General features: G+C 37.0%; 16 protein-coding genes and 1 other RNA gene. 5 read left to right on the top strand and 12 right to left on the bottom strand.

Features of this window, described 5'->3' with window-relative positions; translation table 11 throughout:
- Nucleotides 1-13: 13 nt before the first annotated feature.
- Nucleotides 14-565, bottom strand: coding sequence for a DJ-1/PfpI family protein (locus tag IQ283_RS03780; RefSeq protein WP_194218805.1), 552 nt, complete (start codon nt 563-565; stop codon nt 14-16).
- A gap of 184 nt (nt 566-749) precedes the next feature.
- Here IQ283_RS03780 and IQ283_RS03775 point away from each other — a divergent pair, with 184 nt between their 5' ends.
- The 5 genes from IQ283_RS03775 (at nt 750) to IQ283_RS03755 (ending at nt 4,558) form a co-directional block, all read left to right on the top strand.
- Entirely contained in the window at nt 750-1,628 is an 879-nt protein-coding gene (locus IQ283_RS03775) for a LysR family transcriptional regulator (RefSeq protein ID WP_194218804.1), read from the top strand.
- 116 nt (nt 1,629-1,744) lie between these two features.
- The gene (locus IQ283_RS03770) at nt 1,745-2,176 is read left to right on the top strand and encodes a carboxymuconolactone decarboxylase family protein (protein WP_194218803.1); all 432 of its coding nucleotides are present in this window, start codon (nt 1,745-1,747) and stop codon (nt 2,174-2,176) included.
- A gap of 175 nt (nt 2,177-2,351) precedes the next feature.
- Nucleotides 2,352-2,891, top strand: a complete 540-nt coding sequence (locus IQ283_RS03765) for a PadR family transcriptional regulator (RefSeq protein ID WP_194218802.1) — start codon at nt 2,352-2,354, stop codon at nt 2,889-2,891.
- 14 nt (nt 2,892-2,905) lie between these two features.
- A complete protein-coding gene (locus IQ283_RS03760) occupies nt 2,906-3,391 on the top strand; it encodes a DUF4188 domain-containing protein (protein WP_194218801.1) in 486 nt (161 codons plus the stop codon).
- 378 nt (nt 3,392-3,769) lie between these two features.
- Nucleotides 3,770-4,558, top strand: coding sequence for a phospholipase D-like domain-containing protein (locus tag IQ283_RS03755; RefSeq protein ID WP_194218800.1), 789 nt, complete (start codon nt 3,770-3,772; stop codon nt 4,556-4,558).
- Nucleotides 4,559-4,715: 157 nt separating this feature from the next.
- On the opposite strand, the gene IQ283_RS24070 is transcribed toward IQ283_RS03755, so the two are convergent.
- The 11 genes from IQ283_RS24070 to secG form a co-directional block, all read right to left on the bottom strand.
- Entirely contained in the window at nt 4,716-4,784 is a 69-nt protein-coding gene (locus tag IQ283_RS24070; protein WP_242057281.1) for a hypothetical protein, read from the bottom strand.
- 116 nt (nt 4,785-4,900) lie between these two features.
- Nucleotides 4,901-5,122, bottom strand: a complete 222-nt coding sequence (locus IQ283_RS24065; protein ID WP_242057280.1) for a recombinase family protein — start codon at nt 5,120-5,122, stop codon at nt 4,901-4,903.
- Nucleotides 5,123-5,287: 165 nt separating this feature from the next.
- Complete coding sequence (locus tag IQ283_RS03745; RefSeq protein WP_194218799.1) at nt 5,288-7,534, bottom strand: N-6 DNA methylase; 2,247 nt, start codon at nt 7,532-7,534, stop codon at nt 5,288-5,290.
- Nucleotides 7,535-7,544: 10 nt separating this feature from the next.
- Nucleotides 7,545-9,884 (bottom strand): EcoAI/FtnUII family type I restriction enzme subunit R, encoded by a 2,340-nt coding sequence (gene hsdR, locus IQ283_RS03740; RefSeq protein ID WP_194219590.1) that lies wholly within the window; start codon nt 9,882-9,884, stop codon nt 7,545-7,547.
- Between the two features lie 358 nt (nt 9,885-10,242).
- Nucleotides 10,243-11,997 carry a hypothetical protein gene (locus IQ283_RS03735; RefSeq protein ID WP_206759425.1) on the bottom strand — a complete coding sequence of 585 codons (1,755 nt, stop codon included), beginning with the start codon at nt 11,995-11,997 and terminating at the stop codon, nt 10,243-10,245.
- Between the two features lie 71 nt (nt 11,998-12,068).
- Nucleotides 12,069-13,043: a tyrosine-type recombinase/integrase gene (locus tag IQ283_RS03730; RefSeq protein WP_242057230.1), complete on the bottom strand. Its 975-nt coding sequence runs from the start codon at nt 13,041-13,043 to the stop codon at nt 12,069-12,071.
- A 164-nt stretch (nt 13,044-13,207) separates the two neighbouring features.
- Nucleotides 13,208-13,566, bottom strand: a transfer-messenger RNA (tmRNA) gene (ssrA, locus tag IQ283_RS03725).
- A 100-nt stretch (nt 13,567-13,666) separates the two neighbouring features.
- Nucleotides 13,667-14,134, bottom strand: a complete 468-nt coding sequence (gene smpB / locus IQ283_RS03720; protein ID WP_194218797.1) for an SsrA-binding protein SmpB — start codon at nt 14,132-14,134, stop codon at nt 13,667-13,669.
- A gap of 98 nt (nt 14,135-14,232) precedes the next feature.
- Nucleotides 14,233-16,560: a ribonuclease R gene (rnr, locus tag IQ283_RS03715; RefSeq protein ID WP_194218796.1), complete on the bottom strand. Its 2,328-nt coding sequence runs from the start codon at nt 16,558-16,560 to the stop codon at nt 14,233-14,235.
- Nucleotides 16,561-16,598: 38 nt separating this feature from the next.
- On the bottom strand, nt 16,599-17,345 hold the full coding sequence (locus IQ283_RS03710; protein ID WP_194218795.1) for an alpha/beta hydrolase: 747 nt from the start codon (nt 17,343-17,345) through the stop codon (nt 16,599-16,601).
- A 337-nt stretch (nt 17,346-17,682) separates the two neighbouring features.
- Nucleotides 17,683-17,913 carry a preprotein translocase subunit SecG gene (secG, locus tag IQ283_RS03705; RefSeq protein WP_098445013.1) on the bottom strand — a complete coding sequence of 77 codons (231 nt, stop codon included), beginning with the start codon at nt 17,911-17,913 and terminating at the stop codon, nt 17,683-17,685.
- Nucleotides 17,914-18,200 lie beyond the last annotated feature (287 nt).

Here is an 18,200-nt window from a genome sequence, read left to right as displayed (position 1 = left end):
GTTTCGTGTGTCATTATTTTAATAAACGGAGAAATTCTTTCATGAATCCTGGTAAATCTGGCCAGGCCTGCCCCGAGACGAGGTTATCGCGCGTATGAACCTTTTCATCAATGTATGTAGCGCCACATGCGGTTACATCTGGTTTACATGCTGGATACGCGGTATATTCGCGATCTTTCATAATATCAGGAACCACATTAAGAACCTGTGCCGCATGACAAATTGCACCTACTGGTTTATTTTCTTCAAAGAAATGTCTTACGATGCCAGGTACGCTCTCATCCATTCGAATGTATTCTGGTGCTCGTCCGCCTGGAATAATTAAACCATCGTACTCTGCCGGATTAATTTCTGCAAACGTTGCGTGTGATTCAATTCCATAGGCTTGCTTCTCAACAAACGTTTCCATTTCATCTGTAAAGTCGTGGCATACCGTTTGTAGTTTTTTAGCGGTAGGGGATGCGATCGTCACGTCAAAACCTTCCTCTAGACAGCGATAGTAAGGGTAGAAAATCTCAAGCGCTTCAACAGCATCACCGGAAATGATTAATACTTTTTTACTCAAAACGAGCACCTCCATAAGATATTTGATTGCCTTCTTCATTACCCCTCTTTTTTACATATGTAACAGCTCTCGTAAAAAATAGGTCTAGAATCCCCGTCTATGGTTGAATTCGCATATGATTTGCGACTACAATAAACCATAATGCATTTCTCATTCTGATGGGAATAGAGACAGGAGCTTTCATATGGACATTAAGCAGTTAGCCTATTTCGTTGAAGTTGCGAAGCAAAAAAGCTTTACGAAAGCCTCACACTCGCTCTACATCTCACAGCCAACTTTAAGTAAAATGGTGAAAAGTTTAGAAGCCGAGTTAGATGTTGAACTACTCGATCGCTCGGCACGATCGAGCGAACTAACCGATGCAGGAAAAATCGTGTATCTTCAAGGTGAAAAAATACTGAATATGGTAGACGATCTTTCTTCTCACTTATATGACATGATGAACTTAAAGAAAGGGCACATTAAAGTTGGTCTCCCGCCACTCATCGGCGCCCTCTACTTCCCAGGTATTTTGAAAGGATTTCAAGAACTCTACCCCGACATTACGATTGAACTAATGGAGCACGGAGCTAACATTGCTCAACAAAAAATCCTTGATGGAGAATTAGATTTTGCAGTCGGCCTCTTACCTGTTAATGAAACAAAATTTGAAACACTTCCGTTCACAAAGGAAGAATTAATGCTTTTTGTGCACAGTTCGCATCCATTCGCCGAAAAAAGTGACGTCTCAATCAGTGATTTACGTAATGAGCGGATTATTCTATTTAGTGAAGACTTCATGCTACATGATCAAATGATTGAACAGTGTCGCCAAGCAGGTTTTGAGCCTCAAATATCGTATGTTAGTTCTCAATGGGATTTCATAAGCGATATGGTTAGTCACAATTTAGGAATTACGTTCTTTCCTAAATCTATTCTCAGAAAAATCAATCAAGATAATGTGGTCTCTGTCCCGATTGTAAATCCTTCAATACCATGGGACCTCGGGATTATCCTCCGAAAAGAAAAATATATCTCTTACGCATCCCGTGCTTTTATAAACTACATTAAGTCTTCTATCTAGTTGTATATCTCATTCGAATAGACTCTATTCAAAATAGGTATTTCACACAAAAGCTTCCGCGCGGTATAGTAGGACACGTGATCCTACTAAAGGATATATTATAGGAGGCTTTTACAATGGAAAAAGATCGCCTGCAGCAAGGTCTAGATAAATTAATGGAATACACATTATCGTCAAATGACGACATATCAACTCATTTGAAAATCTCAGATGATCTGGAGGAAATTGCTCCTGATGTTAGTAAATATATTATTGAATTTGCTTACGGAGACATCTACTCTCGTGATGGGTTAACGAATCAGCAAAGAGCGCTCGTTACCCTTTCATCACTTGTGACTCAAGGAACAGAACCTCAGCTTGAACTTCACATCAATACCGCACTCACCTCCGGGCTGACGGCATCAGAGGTTGTGGAAGCTATCATACAACTCATTCCCTACACAGGCTTTCCACGAGTTCTTAATGCGCTTACGCTTGCCAAAAAAGTGTTTACTCAACGCAACCTCGAAGTTTCAGTCCACGAAGAAACCAAAGTAGCATCTGAATAGAAAACCAAACTAGTCGTCCAAAAGGACGGCTTGTTTTTTTAGATTGTATTTGAACAAGTTGATAGACATAATGCCAATTGTAAATAAAAACCATTCTTCAATTTCCATATTTTTAAAAAACGTGCTATCATATATCTAATTGATATATATCTTTTAGATATAGGGGGGGAGAACTATGGAAAAACAATCAAATACGAAATTTGCTATTTTAGGCTTACTAACTACCGGTTGTCGCACTGGCTATTCAATGAAACAAATGATGGATGATAGCTTGAATCATTTTTGGAAAATCAGCTACGGTCAAATTTATCCGACACTGAAAAGTCTTCTGGATGAAGGATTTATTACCGTCCAAAAACAAAGCGAAGCCGGAAAGCCAGACAAAAAGGAATATGAATTAACACAATTGGGCTGGGATGCGCTCAAAAAGTGGATGGAAACGCCTGTTGAGGAAGTAGCTTTAGAGAAAAATGAGTTATTGCTTAAGCTGTTTTTTAGTCATCATCAGAGTGATGAAGCAGTCAAAAAGCAATTGGAAAGCTATCTCTCCAAACTTCTGGATCGCTTCAAAACTTATGAAGCCATCGAGGAGATGATTGTACAAACGTATGGTGATCAGGGGGATGCAAAGTTCTGGCTTATGACTCTTGACTATGGGAAACGAACGACAAAAGCTGCTATTGAATGGGCAAAGGATGCGAAAATAAAGCTCTAGAGGAGGAAATTCAGATGGCAAATCAGGTCTTTAGCGGGCGCTACACGGTGGATAAAGGACAGGACGTTGTAGTATTTCTCATTGGCATGCGAATCAATCAGTGGTGGGCTGTGCATAAATGGCTTCCAGTCTTTCTTGCGATGCCTGGCATGATTCGTGAACTTAGCACCAATAAACAGTTAGGATGCCTTTCTATGGAAAACTTCTTTAGTTTTCGTACAACGCTACTTCTTCAATACTGGCGCTCATCTGATGACCTACGCCATTACGCGCATGGTCAAGCTCACTTAAAAGCATGGAAAAACTTCAATCAAAAGATCGGAAATAACCGTGCTGTCGGTATTTATCACGAAACATACGTCCTTCCGAGCTCTCACTATGAAACCCTTTATGGAAATATGCCTGCTTTTGGATTAGGAAAAGCACTCGGCCATGTTGCGGTCACCCCTCAAGCTGATTCTTTTACTAAACGACTCCAGGGGAAACAAATTAGTCACTAAAAAAGCGGAGAACATGAAAGTTCATGTTCTCCGCTTTTTTAGTGAAGTGATTTTTGCAAATAAAAAACCACCAAATATGTATTTGGTGGAGACGGTGGGAGTCGAACCCACGTCCAGAGATATCGGCACTTAAGCTTCTACGAGTGTAGTCGTTATATTAGTGTTTCACTACAATTCTTAGTCCCTTAACAGCAAGACTTAGAAGTGCCATCATTAACGATTATTATTATTAGGGAGTATTACATATTTACGAACTGAGTTCGGAGACCTTCTATGAATCATTATATACTAATTACTAGCAAGTTTTAAAGCTTTTCCCAAATGTTCCTTGTTAATAGATATAATATTATTAAAATAATTAGAAAGGATAGATTAACTTTGAAATTGGATGAAATTGCGTTAAAACATTTAGTACCATACATCAATGAGTGTTATTATCGAACAGGTCCAGAATTAGTAGATTTATTTAATCAATATGGTAGTGAAGATGTTTATGGTAGAGGGTTTCCATCTAGGAGTGATTACACTTTATCAAAGTTAGAGGACATCAATAACTCAAAACAACTTGAAAGATTTATGAACCATATTGTATATTCAAGAACATATCTTGGAAGTGATATCAATATAGCCTCAGATTTAATAGAACCTATAAACGAAATCATTAAATATTGTGGGTATGCCTTACAGAAGAATGAACAGGATGAATTTGTTGTAACAGGAGAAGGTTTAATTCCAGAAGATATTATAGAGATTCAAACCTCTTTTGAAAATATTCAAAGTGAAATATTGGAACAATTAACACAAGCCAAATTTACAATCTGGGTATCAGTTGCATGGTTTACAGATAATACACTCTTTAGCATCTTAAAAAAGAAAGCATCTCAGGGTATTAATATTCAACTCATAATTAATAAGGATGATATTAATTCACAAACTGGATTTGTTTTTGAAAATTATTTTGAAACATATAGAAAAACTGGTTTCGGAGCTTTTCAAGATAATATATTTCATGAAAAATTTTGCGTAATAGACTTAAAAACAGTAATAAACGGTTCATACAATTGGACAAACAAAGCAATGTACAATCATGAGAATATAAATATAATACATAGTTATTCTACCGCTGAAACTTATGCAAGTCGTTTTGTGCGAAATAAGCTATTATAACTATACATGTATCTGAAAACTCGCCTCGTATCGGTAGTTTCCATACAGTAATGTGTAGATGCACCTACTATACACCTATCGCTATATAGAAGAGCTGAAAAAAGAGGAAAATATCCCCCCTTTGGCAAATTGAAGAAGTGGATATATCCTCTTTATTTCACTGCTCTTTAACAGTTCTATATAAAGTTGCACGGCTCACCTTTGTAATTTCGCTAATCTCATTCACTGTTAGTTTATTCTCATCCCGTTTGTTGTAAAGCTCAATAGCATGTTGTAAATCTTTATGTTTATCGATATAACGCTTCGGGTTCGGGCGACCTTTGTAAATACCACGTTGCTTGTCTAGTTCAATTCCTCAAGTTGTCTTTCCTTAATCATATCCGTTTCAAATACAGCTATACCGCTTAATACAGTAATCATGAGCTTACCGATAGCTGTAGATATATCTACCTTTTCTCCACCCATGTTCAATACAATTAAGTTCACTTGTTTATCGTTGAGAAGTTCAATTATTGCTAAAGCACCTTTTGAACTGCGAGCGAAGCGATCTAACTTAGTAACAATTATTGTTACACCTTCACTTGGGGATATAGTTTCTAAACACTGGATGACATACTTAAAATTCCTAAAACTATTCCATTAGCCAGAGGTTTTTCAATACACAATTATAGAATACATTACAAAAAACTAGTACATCAATTTGAATCAAGAAGAGGTAGTTAAAAAACATCAAAGGTAGTTAACCTTTTCCATAATTGTGTTGAATGATTTCACTATCCTTCTTTGTTCCTCGAAAGGCGGTAAAGGTATTAGCCTTAATAATAAATCATCTCGTGATATTCCAGGTATCATACTCTTAGCAGAATTCTTAATATCTTGAACAACTGCTTTTAAGTAATTTTGTACATAATTAGTATCTAGCATTTCTGGTAATCTAATTGCCATTACTTGTCTAGCTATGTGTGCCTCTTCAATTTTCTGAATAGATGTTTCTCCTATTGTACCTTTACAAGTGATTAGTAAGTCACCTTTCTTTGAGATTACTCTAGGTACAGGTGTCCATCTTACAATTTCCACCTCTCCATCATTGAAATTGCTTGCACCTGTAATATATGGTGTTTCTTTACTATCTGTACCATACTCACTAGCTTTCAAATCTCTGCCTGAAATTAATTGAATGATTTCTCCCATCCTACACCATTCCCACGTTGAAGGTATCTCAAATGGAATCTCACTTTCTGTTATATTCGGTAATACCTTTTCCTTCTTAATGACCTTTTCCTTTATTAATCCTTCTTTCTCAAGTTTAATACGGTCAATTAATTGACTAGCTGGTTCATCTTCTGGGTTCTGTTCTACTAACTTGCCTTGCATAGCATAATAAAGAATGGACTTTTCAAGTTTAAGGGGAAAATCTTTTTCGATTCTTCTACTGTTTAACTCTAGTTTTTCATAAGTCGATTCTCTTTTTTCCCGTGTTGCAATAATACTTTTTTGTTCATTAATTGCCGTTAATTCATCTAACTCCAACTGAACTTCTTTTAAGATGCTGTCAATTTGATTGTTTATACGTCTGCGTTCTTCTTGATAATTAGCAATTAGTTCTTTAGGTTCTAAGAAAATTTCTTCCTCTTGTGGGAAGCCACATAAGTCTAAGTTATATGAATCATCAATAATCTCCTGGGCAGTATATCGTTGTGATTTGAAGCCATTATTTTCGGAGATGACAACACGATTATCCCACCAATCCATTGCAGGCTGAAAATGTTCTAACTTAATTGGTTTTGTTTTGGAAAAGTTTTTATATCCTTCGGGCATGTCTAAACGGTAAAACCAAACCTCTTCTGTTGGGTGTGATTTATCAAAGAATAAAATGTTCGTATGAATAGTTGTATAGGGTGCAAACACACTATGCGGTAAACGAATAATAGTATGAACATTAAATTCTTTAAACATTTTTTGTTTAATTGCTCTTTTTGCTCCGTCTGTACCAAATAAGAATCCATCTGGTAGTATAACCCCTGCTCGACCATTCTGTTTAAGACGATACATTATGACCGATAAGAATAAATCAGCTGTTTCACTACTACGTAACTCCATAGGGAAATTCATCTTAATACTGTCTTTTTCTGATCCACCGTATGGGGGATTCATCATTATAACTTCAAACTTCTCGTTTTCATTGTATTCACGAACATTCTTATCTAAACTGTTACCATGGATAATGACTGGATCATCAATATCATGCAATAATAAATTTGTGATACTTAATAAATAAGGAAATGCTTTTTTTTCTATACCAAACACCGAATTATTATAGACTTCATTATCCTCTGTGGATTTCACTTGTGGTTTTAAGTAATTTAATGCAGATGTTAAGAAACCACCTGTACCAGATGCAAAATCCGCTACACGTTCTCCTAATTGTGGCTTAATCATCTGAGTTATAAAATCTGTGGTTGCACGTGGTGAATAGAACTCACCAGACGCACGTTGAGCTTGTAGATCTTTTAAAATTTGTTCGTAAATTTCATTGAAAGCATGCCTCTCTTTATAGTCCGTAAAATCAATACTATCAATAAAATTAATTACCTGACGAAGCAATACACCATCTTTCATATAGTTATAAGCATCCTCGAAAGCAAAACGGACAATCGCTTTACTTATTGGTGTATTTTCGTCTACTTCAATTTCTTTTAATACAGGGAACAATTCACCATTTACGAAGTTTAGTAAAGCTTCACCTGTCATAGCCTTACCATCTTTGTTATCTACTGCCCAATTTCTCCAACGATAATCCTCAGGTATGATGGATTGAAAAGAATCATTATGGAACTCCCATATTTCTTCTTTTGCGTCATAAATTTTTAAAAATAGTATCCATACAATTTGCTCAATGCGTTGTGCATCTCCTGAGATACCAGCGTCATTGCGCATAATGTTCTGTAATGTTTTAACAAATGATGTAATAGACATGTTTAATCTCCTAAGCTAGATATATTTCTTCTTTTAATTTTTTGATTGCTTCTAAATATTTTTTCTTATTACCAAACGCTTTTACAATCTTTAACGGACTTCCGAATTTTTGAAACTCATTCAATTCCAAAACTTTAGTCCCTTCAATCTCTGTAATACCTTCATCTTTATATTTTTCAAGAATCATTTCCAATACGTCATGGGCAATATCTTTATATTGGTAGATGTATCCTCGTTTTTTCACATTGTTTACTCGTTCAGCTTTTGTTAATGGCGGTTGATCATATGCTAAATGAAGAATCAAGTCGAATTCATCTAGTTCTTGTAGATGTTCTTGCTCCCGCACCGCATCTAACAGCACCCCCCGCTCTTTTAAAGCATCAATAATTACTTCCTTTCTATCTTCTTCATTCCATTTACGTAGAAAAGCGTCTAAATTCGCAAACTCTTTACGAATGTTCTTCCTAGTATAGTCTGTTAAGCTTTCAGTAATAAGCTTACCACCCACATCATAATATTGAACACGTTCGTTAACAATCTGAACATCTACATCATTTATGCGATACCTTTTACGTCCTTTGGGTGGATCTACATCACCTTCATCATCTACACCAGTTAAACCACCTGTAGTTTCTTCATCGTCCCCACCAACCTCTTCTCCTTCACCAGGCGGGATTTCCATTTCTCCATCATTAGGTATCTCTATAACCGATATAGGGTCACCATCAAACTCGGGGTCAGCGAATAACCGACTTGCATTACGGAAATCCATAATTGTAAAATACTCTTTCCCATGTTCTATATCCAAACGTGTTCCCCGTCCAATGATTTGCTTAAACTCAGTCATTGAATTGATATTAGAATCTAACACAATAAGCTTACATGTTTTAACATCCACACCAGTTGTTAATAACTTAGATGTAGTTACTATAGAAGGGTATTTGCTTTCTCTATCAATGAAGTTGTCTAGCTGTGCTTTACCTTCTTTGTTGTCGCCTGTAATACGCATAATATACTTATCGTTTTGTGCTACAAGGTCGCTATTTTCATTGCCCAATGCCCTACGCATACGTTCTGCATGGTCTATATCCACACAGAATATGATTGTTTTAGCGAACCGATCACTTTTCTTCAAAAATTGTGATATACGTTTGGCAACCGCTTCTGTACGTGCATCAATAATCATATTCTTATCGAAATCTTTTTGAGAATACTCTCTATCCTCAATTTCCTCTCCATACATATCTACCTTACCTATTTCGGGTCGATAACCTTCTAAATCTTTATCAAGACCCACACGTACTACTTTATATGGTGCTAGAAATCCATCATCAATTCCTTGATTTAGGCTATAAGTATAAACTGGTTCACCAAAGTAAGAAATATTTGATGCTTCCTTTGTTTCTTTTGGAGTAGCCGTTAGACCAATTTGTGCGGTATCTTCAGTATCAAAATATTTTAATACTTTTCTCCAACGACTATCCTCTTTTGCTGAACCACGGTGTGCTTCATCTACAATAATCAAATCAAAAAAGTCTGGTTTAAACTGGCGGAACGGCTCTTCTCCATCATCCCCAGCTAATTGATGATAAAGTGCTAAGTAAATTTCATATGAACTATCAAGCTTATGACCTTTAATTTTAGTCATCACTTTATCAAATGGTTTAAAATCATTTGTAATTGTTTGGTCTACAAGTACATTTCTATCTGCTAGAAATAAAACTTTCTTCTTCTTACCTGCCTTCCATAACCGATATATGATTTGAAAAGCGGTATATGTTTTACCTGTACCAGTTGCCATCACAATCAGTACCTTATTTTGTCCATTTGCAATTGCTTCTACTGTGCGATTGATAGCAATACGTTGATAGTAACGAGGCGTTTTATCCCCTAATTGAAAAAAGTATGGTTCATTAATTATTTCCTCTTGAGCAGGTGTAATATGAGCGTTCTCAACGTAATTATTCCATAATTCTTCCCTCGTAGGAAATTCATCCAATGTTAACTCTCTTTCAATACCTGTTAACCGATTATGTTCAATAAATCCATCACCATTTGATGAAAATGCAAATGGCACATCCAGTATACTGGCATAATCAAGAGCTTGTTGCATACCTGCTCCCACTTCATGCTTGTTATCTTTTGCTTCAATGATTGCGATAGGATAGTTCTTTTTATAAAAAAGCAGATAATCCGCTCGTTTTTGTCTACCACGTGTAGTTAAATTTCCCCGCACAATAATCCGACCATCTGTGAAACTATATTCACAAAACACATCACTTACAATATCCCATTCAGCTTTTTGAATGGCGGGTGTAATATATTTCAATTTAATATCTTCTTCGGTCATTTGTTGTTTTGACTTACTCAACTAATCCCGCCCCCTTGAATAGTTGTCATAAATAAACTATCTATTACTATTTTACATGATAAATGGTATTTGTTGTGAGATGATCCCAAAATCCTTCTGCCATTTGTCATTGCAAAAGAAAAAGAAGTAGAGCAATGCTCTACTTCTGGCTTATCAGCCCATGCAACGCTCGTTCCTCACTGTTGCACTCCTCGATAGAGTTCACTTCTTGCTTCGCAAAAAGTAAACTCTTCAATCGCATATTGTAGTTGTGAATAAAATAATGGTTTTATTATATTTACAGCCTCCTAACTCATCTCGTCATCTTAATTATATTATAAGGGGAGGTGACGAGTTTCTACACAACTACAAAGTCAGACTTTTTTATAATATCTTTGTTTCTGATTTCAATATCCTCTTGTTCTACATGCTTTTGCATAACATCATTTTTCAAATACCTAGAAAAATTGCTTTCAGATACACTTATTGCATGAGCCAAATTCTGCTTAGCAATAAGTTCTCCTACCTCAACGTTTTCTGCTATATACATTAACATTTGAATCGCTTTTTCTTTTCGAGGAGAAACCTCTTTCTCCATAATACTTTCCCTGTTTAAGTAAAGTACATCTCCTATATCCTTGAATTTATTTTTAAAAGCATGCAAAACATCCTCATCATAAGTATATAAAATATACACTGCTTTAGGATTTTGATTTCGTTGTATACGTCTAGCTGCTTGATAAAAATCAGCTGCAACAAAAGCCTTTCTGATCTCTTCGAATTTTTCACTTTTAAAATGACCGCTTTCTAACTCCAATTTATCGGGAAGTTGAGTCGGATCAACTTGTCTGTTATATTGGAAAAACTGCAACAAATAAACTGGGAGCGGCATGTTAAACGTTCCTACAATCATACAAATATCATATTCTCTATATGTGTTTTTCCCGACAATATTCCCATACCAATCTACTGCTGCGATCGTTTGAAGAGCTTCTTCTTCCATAGATTCTTCATTTGGAATATATATCTTCTCACCTAAAGTTTGCTTTAGACCACTTAGTAATTCAGTAGAATTCTCTTTATGGCACACAATAAGCGCCTGCTTATCAATGTTTTTCATCTTTCGCAGCCTATGCTGAATATCCTTAATTATGTTATCTCGATAGTTTTTCATACCACTTTTACTTGTATTAACTGGCATGCACATAATTTTAGATTGTGAATGATTTATACTTAATCTCTTCTCTACTACATTAAAATGATTTTTTAATTGATACAATGGAGTAATGTCAGCACTAGCATCTAGAATGATATTAGATTTTAATTTTCGGAATCGTTTACCTTGGTCAATAAAAAACAGAGTATCATTATGGATAAATCCTAAATTATTCTTATTGTATAAGGATTCTATTTCTTGAACTAATTCGTTATACTTATTTTTTCTCCCAGCATTAGTATTTTTCTTAACCCACTTTTTAAAATCATTTAGCGGCTCTTTACAAAATTCGCCTTTGAAAGTAATGATATTATTATATTCTTTTTCTTTGTATATAGTATCTAACCAATCTAATAATGGTAACAAGCATTTATCAAACAAAGCTTGTCCTTCATATAAATGGATTTGTTGACGTTTTGTATTGTACTCAGCTCTCCCGAATTTCATTACAGGGAACTGCACTTGCTCATCAATTATTAACACATCTCTTTTACCAAAAGATTCTATTAGTTCTTTTTCGCATGCAGCTATATACCTTGTATGAGTGATTACAAGCACTTTGCAGTTTCTAACTTGTTCTGTTGTATAGGAAGCAATATTATCACCTGTTATCCCAAGAACACCATAATCACCATACATTTTTAACGCATCACTTTTTTCTAACTGTTCTACAGTTTCATACACATCAGTTTTGAATTTTTTTACTATCAAATACTTATTAACATTACTCTCGAATCCATGATCGTTAAAATACTCTCTAATACTATTATTCACATGTGTGCTTTTTCCTAATCCCGCTTCCCAAGCATATACATGGAATCTATTAGGATCATTTGTTCCATTTTTTACTTCATGTTGTAATTGCTGTTTCATTTGCTCCAGTATCAAGTTATCCACTAGTAAATAATCACCTTTCTTACACCCGAAATTGAATTAAATAATCAATAGTACATTTCCACATAAGTTAATTATATATATTTACGCAAATCGTTTGCTACCTCATCTACATCTAATTCTAAGTATTGTGTAGTGACAGCTATATCTGAATGTCCCAAAGCCTTACTAATAAGCGGTACACTTGCCCCCTTATTTAGTAGATCCTTAGCATACGCTCTTCTAAGTGCATGTGCATTGATATTCTCTAAACCATATATTTTACTATATTTATTTAATTGCTTTGAAATAGCATTATTTGATGATTTACTACTATTCAAGGAGCAGCCATTTTGTGTGATAAATACATTAGTATTGTTTCGATTATAATATGATCGGATTCTACTATTCATATAGATGAGTGCCTTAAGCATATTTGCTAGTTCATCGTCAATTGGCAACTTTAAATAATTGTGATTTTTCATAATTGATCCATCAAGATTTAAACACAAGTTATCAAAGTCTATATGTTGCTCCAGTAATTCTCCTATAGTCCTAATACGTATTCCAGTCTTGTACATCATTAGTATGGCAACTGTATCTCGTAAGCCTATAAAGGTACTTTGATCAATGAGAGTTATGAGCTTTTTAATATCTTCTTCTGCTGTCCCCTTTTTAACCTTCTTATCAATTTTAATTTGAATAGTTGACCAGAATTTTTTCTGTACCCAACCATTGTTGTGAAAGCGGGATAGGATAGCCTTTAGTGATTTAAGTCGAATGAGTTTTGTTTCCCTTGATACGTTCAATGCATCAAGATAGCTGTAAATACTGTCTAATGTAATATCTTCCACGTATTGGATCTGAGTCATGTCAACAAACTGCTTAAAAATATAATTATAACTTTCAATTGTTCGTTCACGATTACCAGACACTCTCATTTGTTGGAATACGTTAGTCAGTGCGTCCTTAATTGTTATTGTACTATGTTTGTTATCTTGGTTATAGCTTAATTGTCTAGCTTCCTCAGGTACAGAAAAGATGCCGTGCTTTCTGTTATTAACTATCACAAAAAAACCTCCTAATTGATGAATTAGAAGGTCTATGATCAGTTCAAATATGTAGTAAATATCCCCAAGTAAGAAAATAGGGGTATTGAGCAAGAGTTCAACTCTTGTTCAATACCCCATAACTTTATAATCGTTGATATTACTGTATTCCCACCGTATGTATTTGGTGGAGACGGTGGGAGTCGAACCCACGTCCAGAGATATCGGCACTTAAGCTTCTACGAGTGTAGTCGTTATATTAGTGTTTCACTACAATTCTGCCCAACGACAGGCGTCCTTGTAGCTAGTCTGGTTAATCTCTTCCAACTTTCCTCAGACGGTGGATTGTTGGCGTATCCCACTTAAGTTGAGTCCCTTACCCTACCACATGGGCGATGGAGGGAGGAACCGCAAAACAGCTTACGCTGCTAGTGCGAAGTTGTTGTTTTCTTTGCCAGTTATAGGCATGGCGTTTTTAACGTAGCTCGCCAACTCGACTCGCGACTTAAGCTCGACCTATCCCTGTCGAATCCGTAACGTCCCCATATAAGAAATGAGAACCGAAGACGGGAAAGCACTTAAGCTTCATATGTTGTTTCGGTAATAGTTAGTATAACACAGATCAGCTTCCAATCAAATGGAAACTATATCCGTTGACGCTCTTTCAACGCTTTATCCACTTCACGCTTCATCGTTTTATCTTTCAGATCTTGGCGCTTATCGTACTTTTTCTTACCTTTGGCAAGACCTAGAAGTACTTTCGCATAACCATTCTTAATATATACTTTAAGTGGAATAATTGTATAGCCCTGTTCTTTCGTTAAGCCAAGGAGCTTATCAATCTCTTTCCTCTTCATCAATAGCTTACGAGTACGGGTTGGATCGTGATTAAAACGATTTCCCTGCTCATATTCATTGACGTGCATATTGATAAGAAAAATTTCGCCTTTACGAATAATGGCGTGAGAGTCTTTCAGGTTTACGCGTCTTGCCCTGATGGATTTAATTTCAGTTCCTTGTAGAACTAGACCTGCTTCATATGTTTCAATAACAGAATAATCGTGTCTTGCTTTCTTATTTTGTGCAATGAGTCCACCATCACCTTTTGGCATGACCGTCCCCCCTCTCAAACGTCGAACTCCAGTATATCAATTTGGTCAGAATAAGTCAAGATGACTTACTCCGACCGACATGATTGAAATATCCCTAGTTAAGCATTATTATTTCGACGTTTTTTCTTTTTGTTTTTTGCTTTCTTTTTCGTTCCCTGACCATCTTTAGGTGGAGAGAACTTTCTTTTTTTCTGTCCTGCATCAGTTGTTTTATTCGATGACTTCCCACGTTTTTTACGCTTTCCGCCTTCAATAACTTTAGGACTTTCTCTACGACGACGTTCTTTCGGTGGCTTCATGCCAACAATTTCGAAGTCGATCGCTCGTTCGTCAATGTTAACATTTAAGACGCGAATGGCGATTTCGTCACCGATGCGGTATACGTTACCGGTACGTTCGCCGATCATCGCATAAGCACCCTCGTCATAATGGTAATAGTCATCGGTTAAATAGCTAACGTGGACAAGCCCTTCGATTGTATTTGGCAATTCAACAAATAAGCCAAAGTTTGTTACGCCGCTAATCACGCCTTCGAACTCTTCCCCAATTTTATCTTTCATAAACTCAGCTTTTTTCAGATCATCGGTTTCGCGTTCAGCGTCAACTGCACGTCGTTCCATCGCTGAAGCGTGCTGAGCGATTTCACCAAGCGCTTCGCCCCACTTAGAAGTTGTCTGATTGTCGACTTTTTTCTCAAACAGGTACGTACGAATTAAACGATGCACAATTAAGTCAGGATAACGACGAATTGGCGATGTGAAATGCGTATAGAAATCTGTCGATAAACCGAAGTGGCCGAGACTTTCAGGGAAGTATTTCGCCTGTTGCATAGAGCGAAGCATAACCTTACTGATGACCGCTTCTTCTGGCTCACCTTTCACTTCTTCTAAAAGCTTTTGAAGCGCACGCGGGTGCACCGTGTTAGCATTACCTCGTACGACATAGCCGAAGTTTGTAATAAACTCAAAGAATGTATTGAGTTTGTCTGAATCCGGATCTTCGTGAATACGGTACATAAACGGCACTTCCATGAAGTGGAAATGTTGTGCAACTGTTTCGTTCGCTACAAGCATAAATTCTTCAATTAAACGTTCAGCTACCGAGCGTTCTCGTTGAACAATCTCCTGAGGTGCCCCTTCTTCATCTACAAGGACTTTGGCTTCCGCAAAATCAAAATCAATAGCGCCTCGTTCGAAGCGACCTTTTCTTAAGATTTCAGCTAGTTCTCCCATGCCATCAAAGAATGGAACAAGAGATTTATAGCGCTCAAGTACTTCATCGTCTTCACGTTTAAGAATTTTACGTACATCCGTATATGTCATTCGCTCATTTGTACGAATAACGCTTGGGAAAATTTCATGATTCACAACTTCCCCCTGCGTTGTAATTTCCATCTCACATGAAATCGTTAAACGATCCACTTGAGGATTTAAACTACAAATACCGTTTGATAGTCGGTGTGGAATCATCGGGATTACACGATCGACAAGATAGACACTCGTACCACGATCAAGCGCTTCTTGATCAATTGGAGAGTTCTCAGTGACATAATACGTGACGTCAGCAATATGAACACCTAATTTATAGTTCCCGTTTGGAAGTTTAACAACGTTAACCGCATCATCAAGGTCTTTTGCATCAGCACCATCAATCGTTACAATCGTTTCTTCACGCAAATCACGTCTACCTTCAATTTCCTTCTCATCAATTTGATCAGGCGTGTCATTGGCCTGTTTCATCGTTGCATCCGGAAATTCGCCTGGTAATTCATGTTTATAAATAATGGAAAGAATATCTACTCCAGGATCATTCTTGTGTCCTAGTATTTCTGTAATTCGTCCTTCAGCACTCATACGTCCTTCAGGATACTTCGTAATTTCGACAACGACTTTGTGGCCGTCAACCGCACCACCAGTAGCCCCTTTTGGAATAAAAATGTCATGTGGGATTCGTTTATCATCCGCAATCACAAAACCAAAATGCTTGCTGTCAGAGTATGTACCAACTGTGCGCTTAACACCACGCTCAATGATACGAATAACGGTCCCCTCTGGACGTGTCCCTGATGATTTTTGATGTAGTCGTGCGATGACACGGTCTCCATTCATCGCTCCCTCAAGGTCACTCTGGTTAATATAAACATCCTTCTCGCCAGTGTCGCTATCTGAAATCAGGAATGCAAAACCTTTTGCATGCACCTGTAGCTTTCCTCTTACAAGATTCATTTTCTCAGGAATGCCATAGCGGTTACTTCTTGTTCTTACAATTAAACCTTCATCTTCCATCCCGTTTAGGGTTTTCACAAACTCCTTAAACTCACTTGAATCTTTCACTCCAAAAACTTCTTCAAGTTCTTGTACAGTTAGTGGTTTGTATGCTTCCTCTTTCATGAAGCTCAATATTCTCTGTTCATGTTCTTCTGCCATTGTCTTCCACCTTCTTTCTAGTAAAATATATCCGTAGATTATTTAGACCAATCAAGTCCATCAAGAAATGCGTGCACGTCCTTATGAAGTTCCTCTTTCTCTTTTCCAAGCGTAATAGCGTGTGTTGAATTCTCATACCATTTCAAGCTCTTCTCATCTGATTCTACATGATCATGAATTACATTCGCACTCTCCGTATTAATCATCTCATCGTGTCTTGCCTGAGCGACAAATGTCGGAGCATAAATCATATCAATGTTATCACGCACATCATAGATCAGGTCTCGAAGTTCTCCGAGCGTGTTCATTGGGGTTTCTTTGAACGCTTCCATTTCTTCTTCAATTTGTTCAGGAGACTTCCGTTCAAATTTCTTATATTCTCTTGCGTAAGAAAGAACACCCTGATACATCGTTTCTTCATCCTTCATATCCATTGGGGCGCACATGGGTACGATTCCCTTTACAGGAACAGTATAACCGAGCTTTAAAGAAAATACGCCTCCAAGCGATAATCCCACAACAGCTATTTCCTCATGCCCCATGCTTTTCAGCTTTTCATACCCCTCTTTGACGTTTTTCCACCAGTCTTGAGGACCTGTATGTACTAACTCTTCTGGGGGAACGCCATGTCCTTCATATTGCGGGGCATGACACGTATATCCCTGTTCCTGCAAATAACGTCCCATCATTCGGACATCTGCTGTATTTCCAGTAAAGCCATGCAACATCAGTACCGCGCGATTGCCTCCTTCAAATGTAAATGGCTTAGGTGCTACTACTTTCATGATGTGATCCTCCTCTAAATAATCCAGTCCTACTCATTAGTTTGACCTTCAAAAAAACGATTTATCCTGTCTATTGAAGTCCTTATATGCATTTTAACCGTTTCCGTCCTCAGGAAAAAGGAATGTGTTCTTCTAGCTTATTTCCCTGTTTCATTCGACAAAAAACTTGCTTTTCTTTCTTCTTTAAAAAAGCACAAGCGCCTATTTCACCCGCAACATGCTTAAGACCTCGAGCGGATATAAGCGCCAGATCTCGGCTTCACTGAAATTGATACTTTCATTTCCTCCAATGAAAAAAGCAGCAAGTGGTTCAACACCTGCTGCTTCCTTTATCACATTACACGAGATACGCAACGAGAATTGAAAGAACAAAGAACAATACGGCAAGTACTACCGTTACTTTATTTAAAACCGCTTCAAAGCCGCGGGCTTTTTGCTTTCCGAATAATTGCTCAGCTCCACCTGTAATGGCTCCTGATAACCCAGCGCTTTTACCAGACTGAAGCAATACGACAGTAATAAGTAAGATTGAAACGATAACTAATGCAATTGTAGCTGCAAGATGCATGATTCCACCTCCCGGACTATAGCCTTTTCAATACTATAAATTTACCATATATTTTTCAGTAAAAGCAATCTATTTCGGTAATACAGGACATTCTCATACCTTCTTAAACATTGTGTTAACACTTCTTGAACGGTAACGACTGTTTTTGTAGACGTTGTTCCGATAAGAGTGGTGGCTGATTTGCGTGAAATCTCAACTTCACGCAAATCAGCCAAAAATCATACTGTTCATTAACAAAGGCTAAAAAAGAAAAGAACCCAACAAAAACCCCCGCGTCTTCACGCGGG

It is taken from the genome of Pseudalkalibacillus hwajinpoensis (assembly GCF_015234585.1).
Classification (GTDB): Bacteria; Bacillota; Bacilli; order Bacillales; family Guptibacillaceae; genus Guptibacillus; species Guptibacillus hwajinpoensis_B.
Note: the sequence above shows the minus strand (reverse complement) of the source record. Positions and strands in the feature narration are given on the sequence as shown.

Excerpts from the sequence above, each read along its gene's own strand:
- IQ283_RS03775 (WP_194218804.1), top strand. The coding sequence starts at position 750 with ATGGACATTAAGCAGTTAGCCTATTTCGTTGAAGTTGCGAAGCAAAAA.
- IQ283_RS03770 (WP_194218803.1), top strand. The coding sequence starts at position 1,745 with ATGGAAAAAGATCGCCTGCAGCAAGGTCTAGATAAATTAATGGAATAC.
- IQ283_RS03765 (WP_194218802.1), top strand. The coding sequence starts at position 2,352 with ATGGAAAAACAATCAAATACGAAATTTGCTATTTTAGGCTTACTAACT.
- IQ283_RS03760 (WP_194218801.1), top strand. The coding sequence starts at position 2,906 with ATGGCAAATCAGGTCTTTAGCGGGCGCTACACGGTGGATAAAGGACAG.
- IQ283_RS03745 (WP_194218799.1), bottom strand. The coding sequence starts at position 7,534 with ATGTCTATTACATCATTTGTTAAAACATTACAGAACATTATGCGCAAT.
- hsdR (WP_194219590.1), bottom strand. The coding sequence starts at position 9,884 with ATGACCGAAGAAGATATTAAATTGAAATATATTACACCCGCCATTCAA.
- smpB (WP_194218797.1), bottom strand. The coding sequence starts at position 14,134 with ATGCCAAAAGGTGATGGTGGACTCATTGCACAAAATAAGAAAGCAAGA.
- rnr (WP_194218796.1), bottom strand. The coding sequence starts at position 16,560 with ATGGCAGAAGAACATGAACAGAGAATATTGAGCTTCATGAAAGAGGAA.
- IQ283_RS03710 (WP_194218795.1), bottom strand. The coding sequence starts at position 17,345 with ATGAAAGTAGTAGCACCTAAGCCATTTACATTTGAAGGAGGCAATCGC.
- secG (WP_098445013.1), bottom strand. The coding sequence starts at position 17,913 with ATGCATCTTGCAGCTACAATTGCATTAGTTATCGTTTCAATCTTACTT.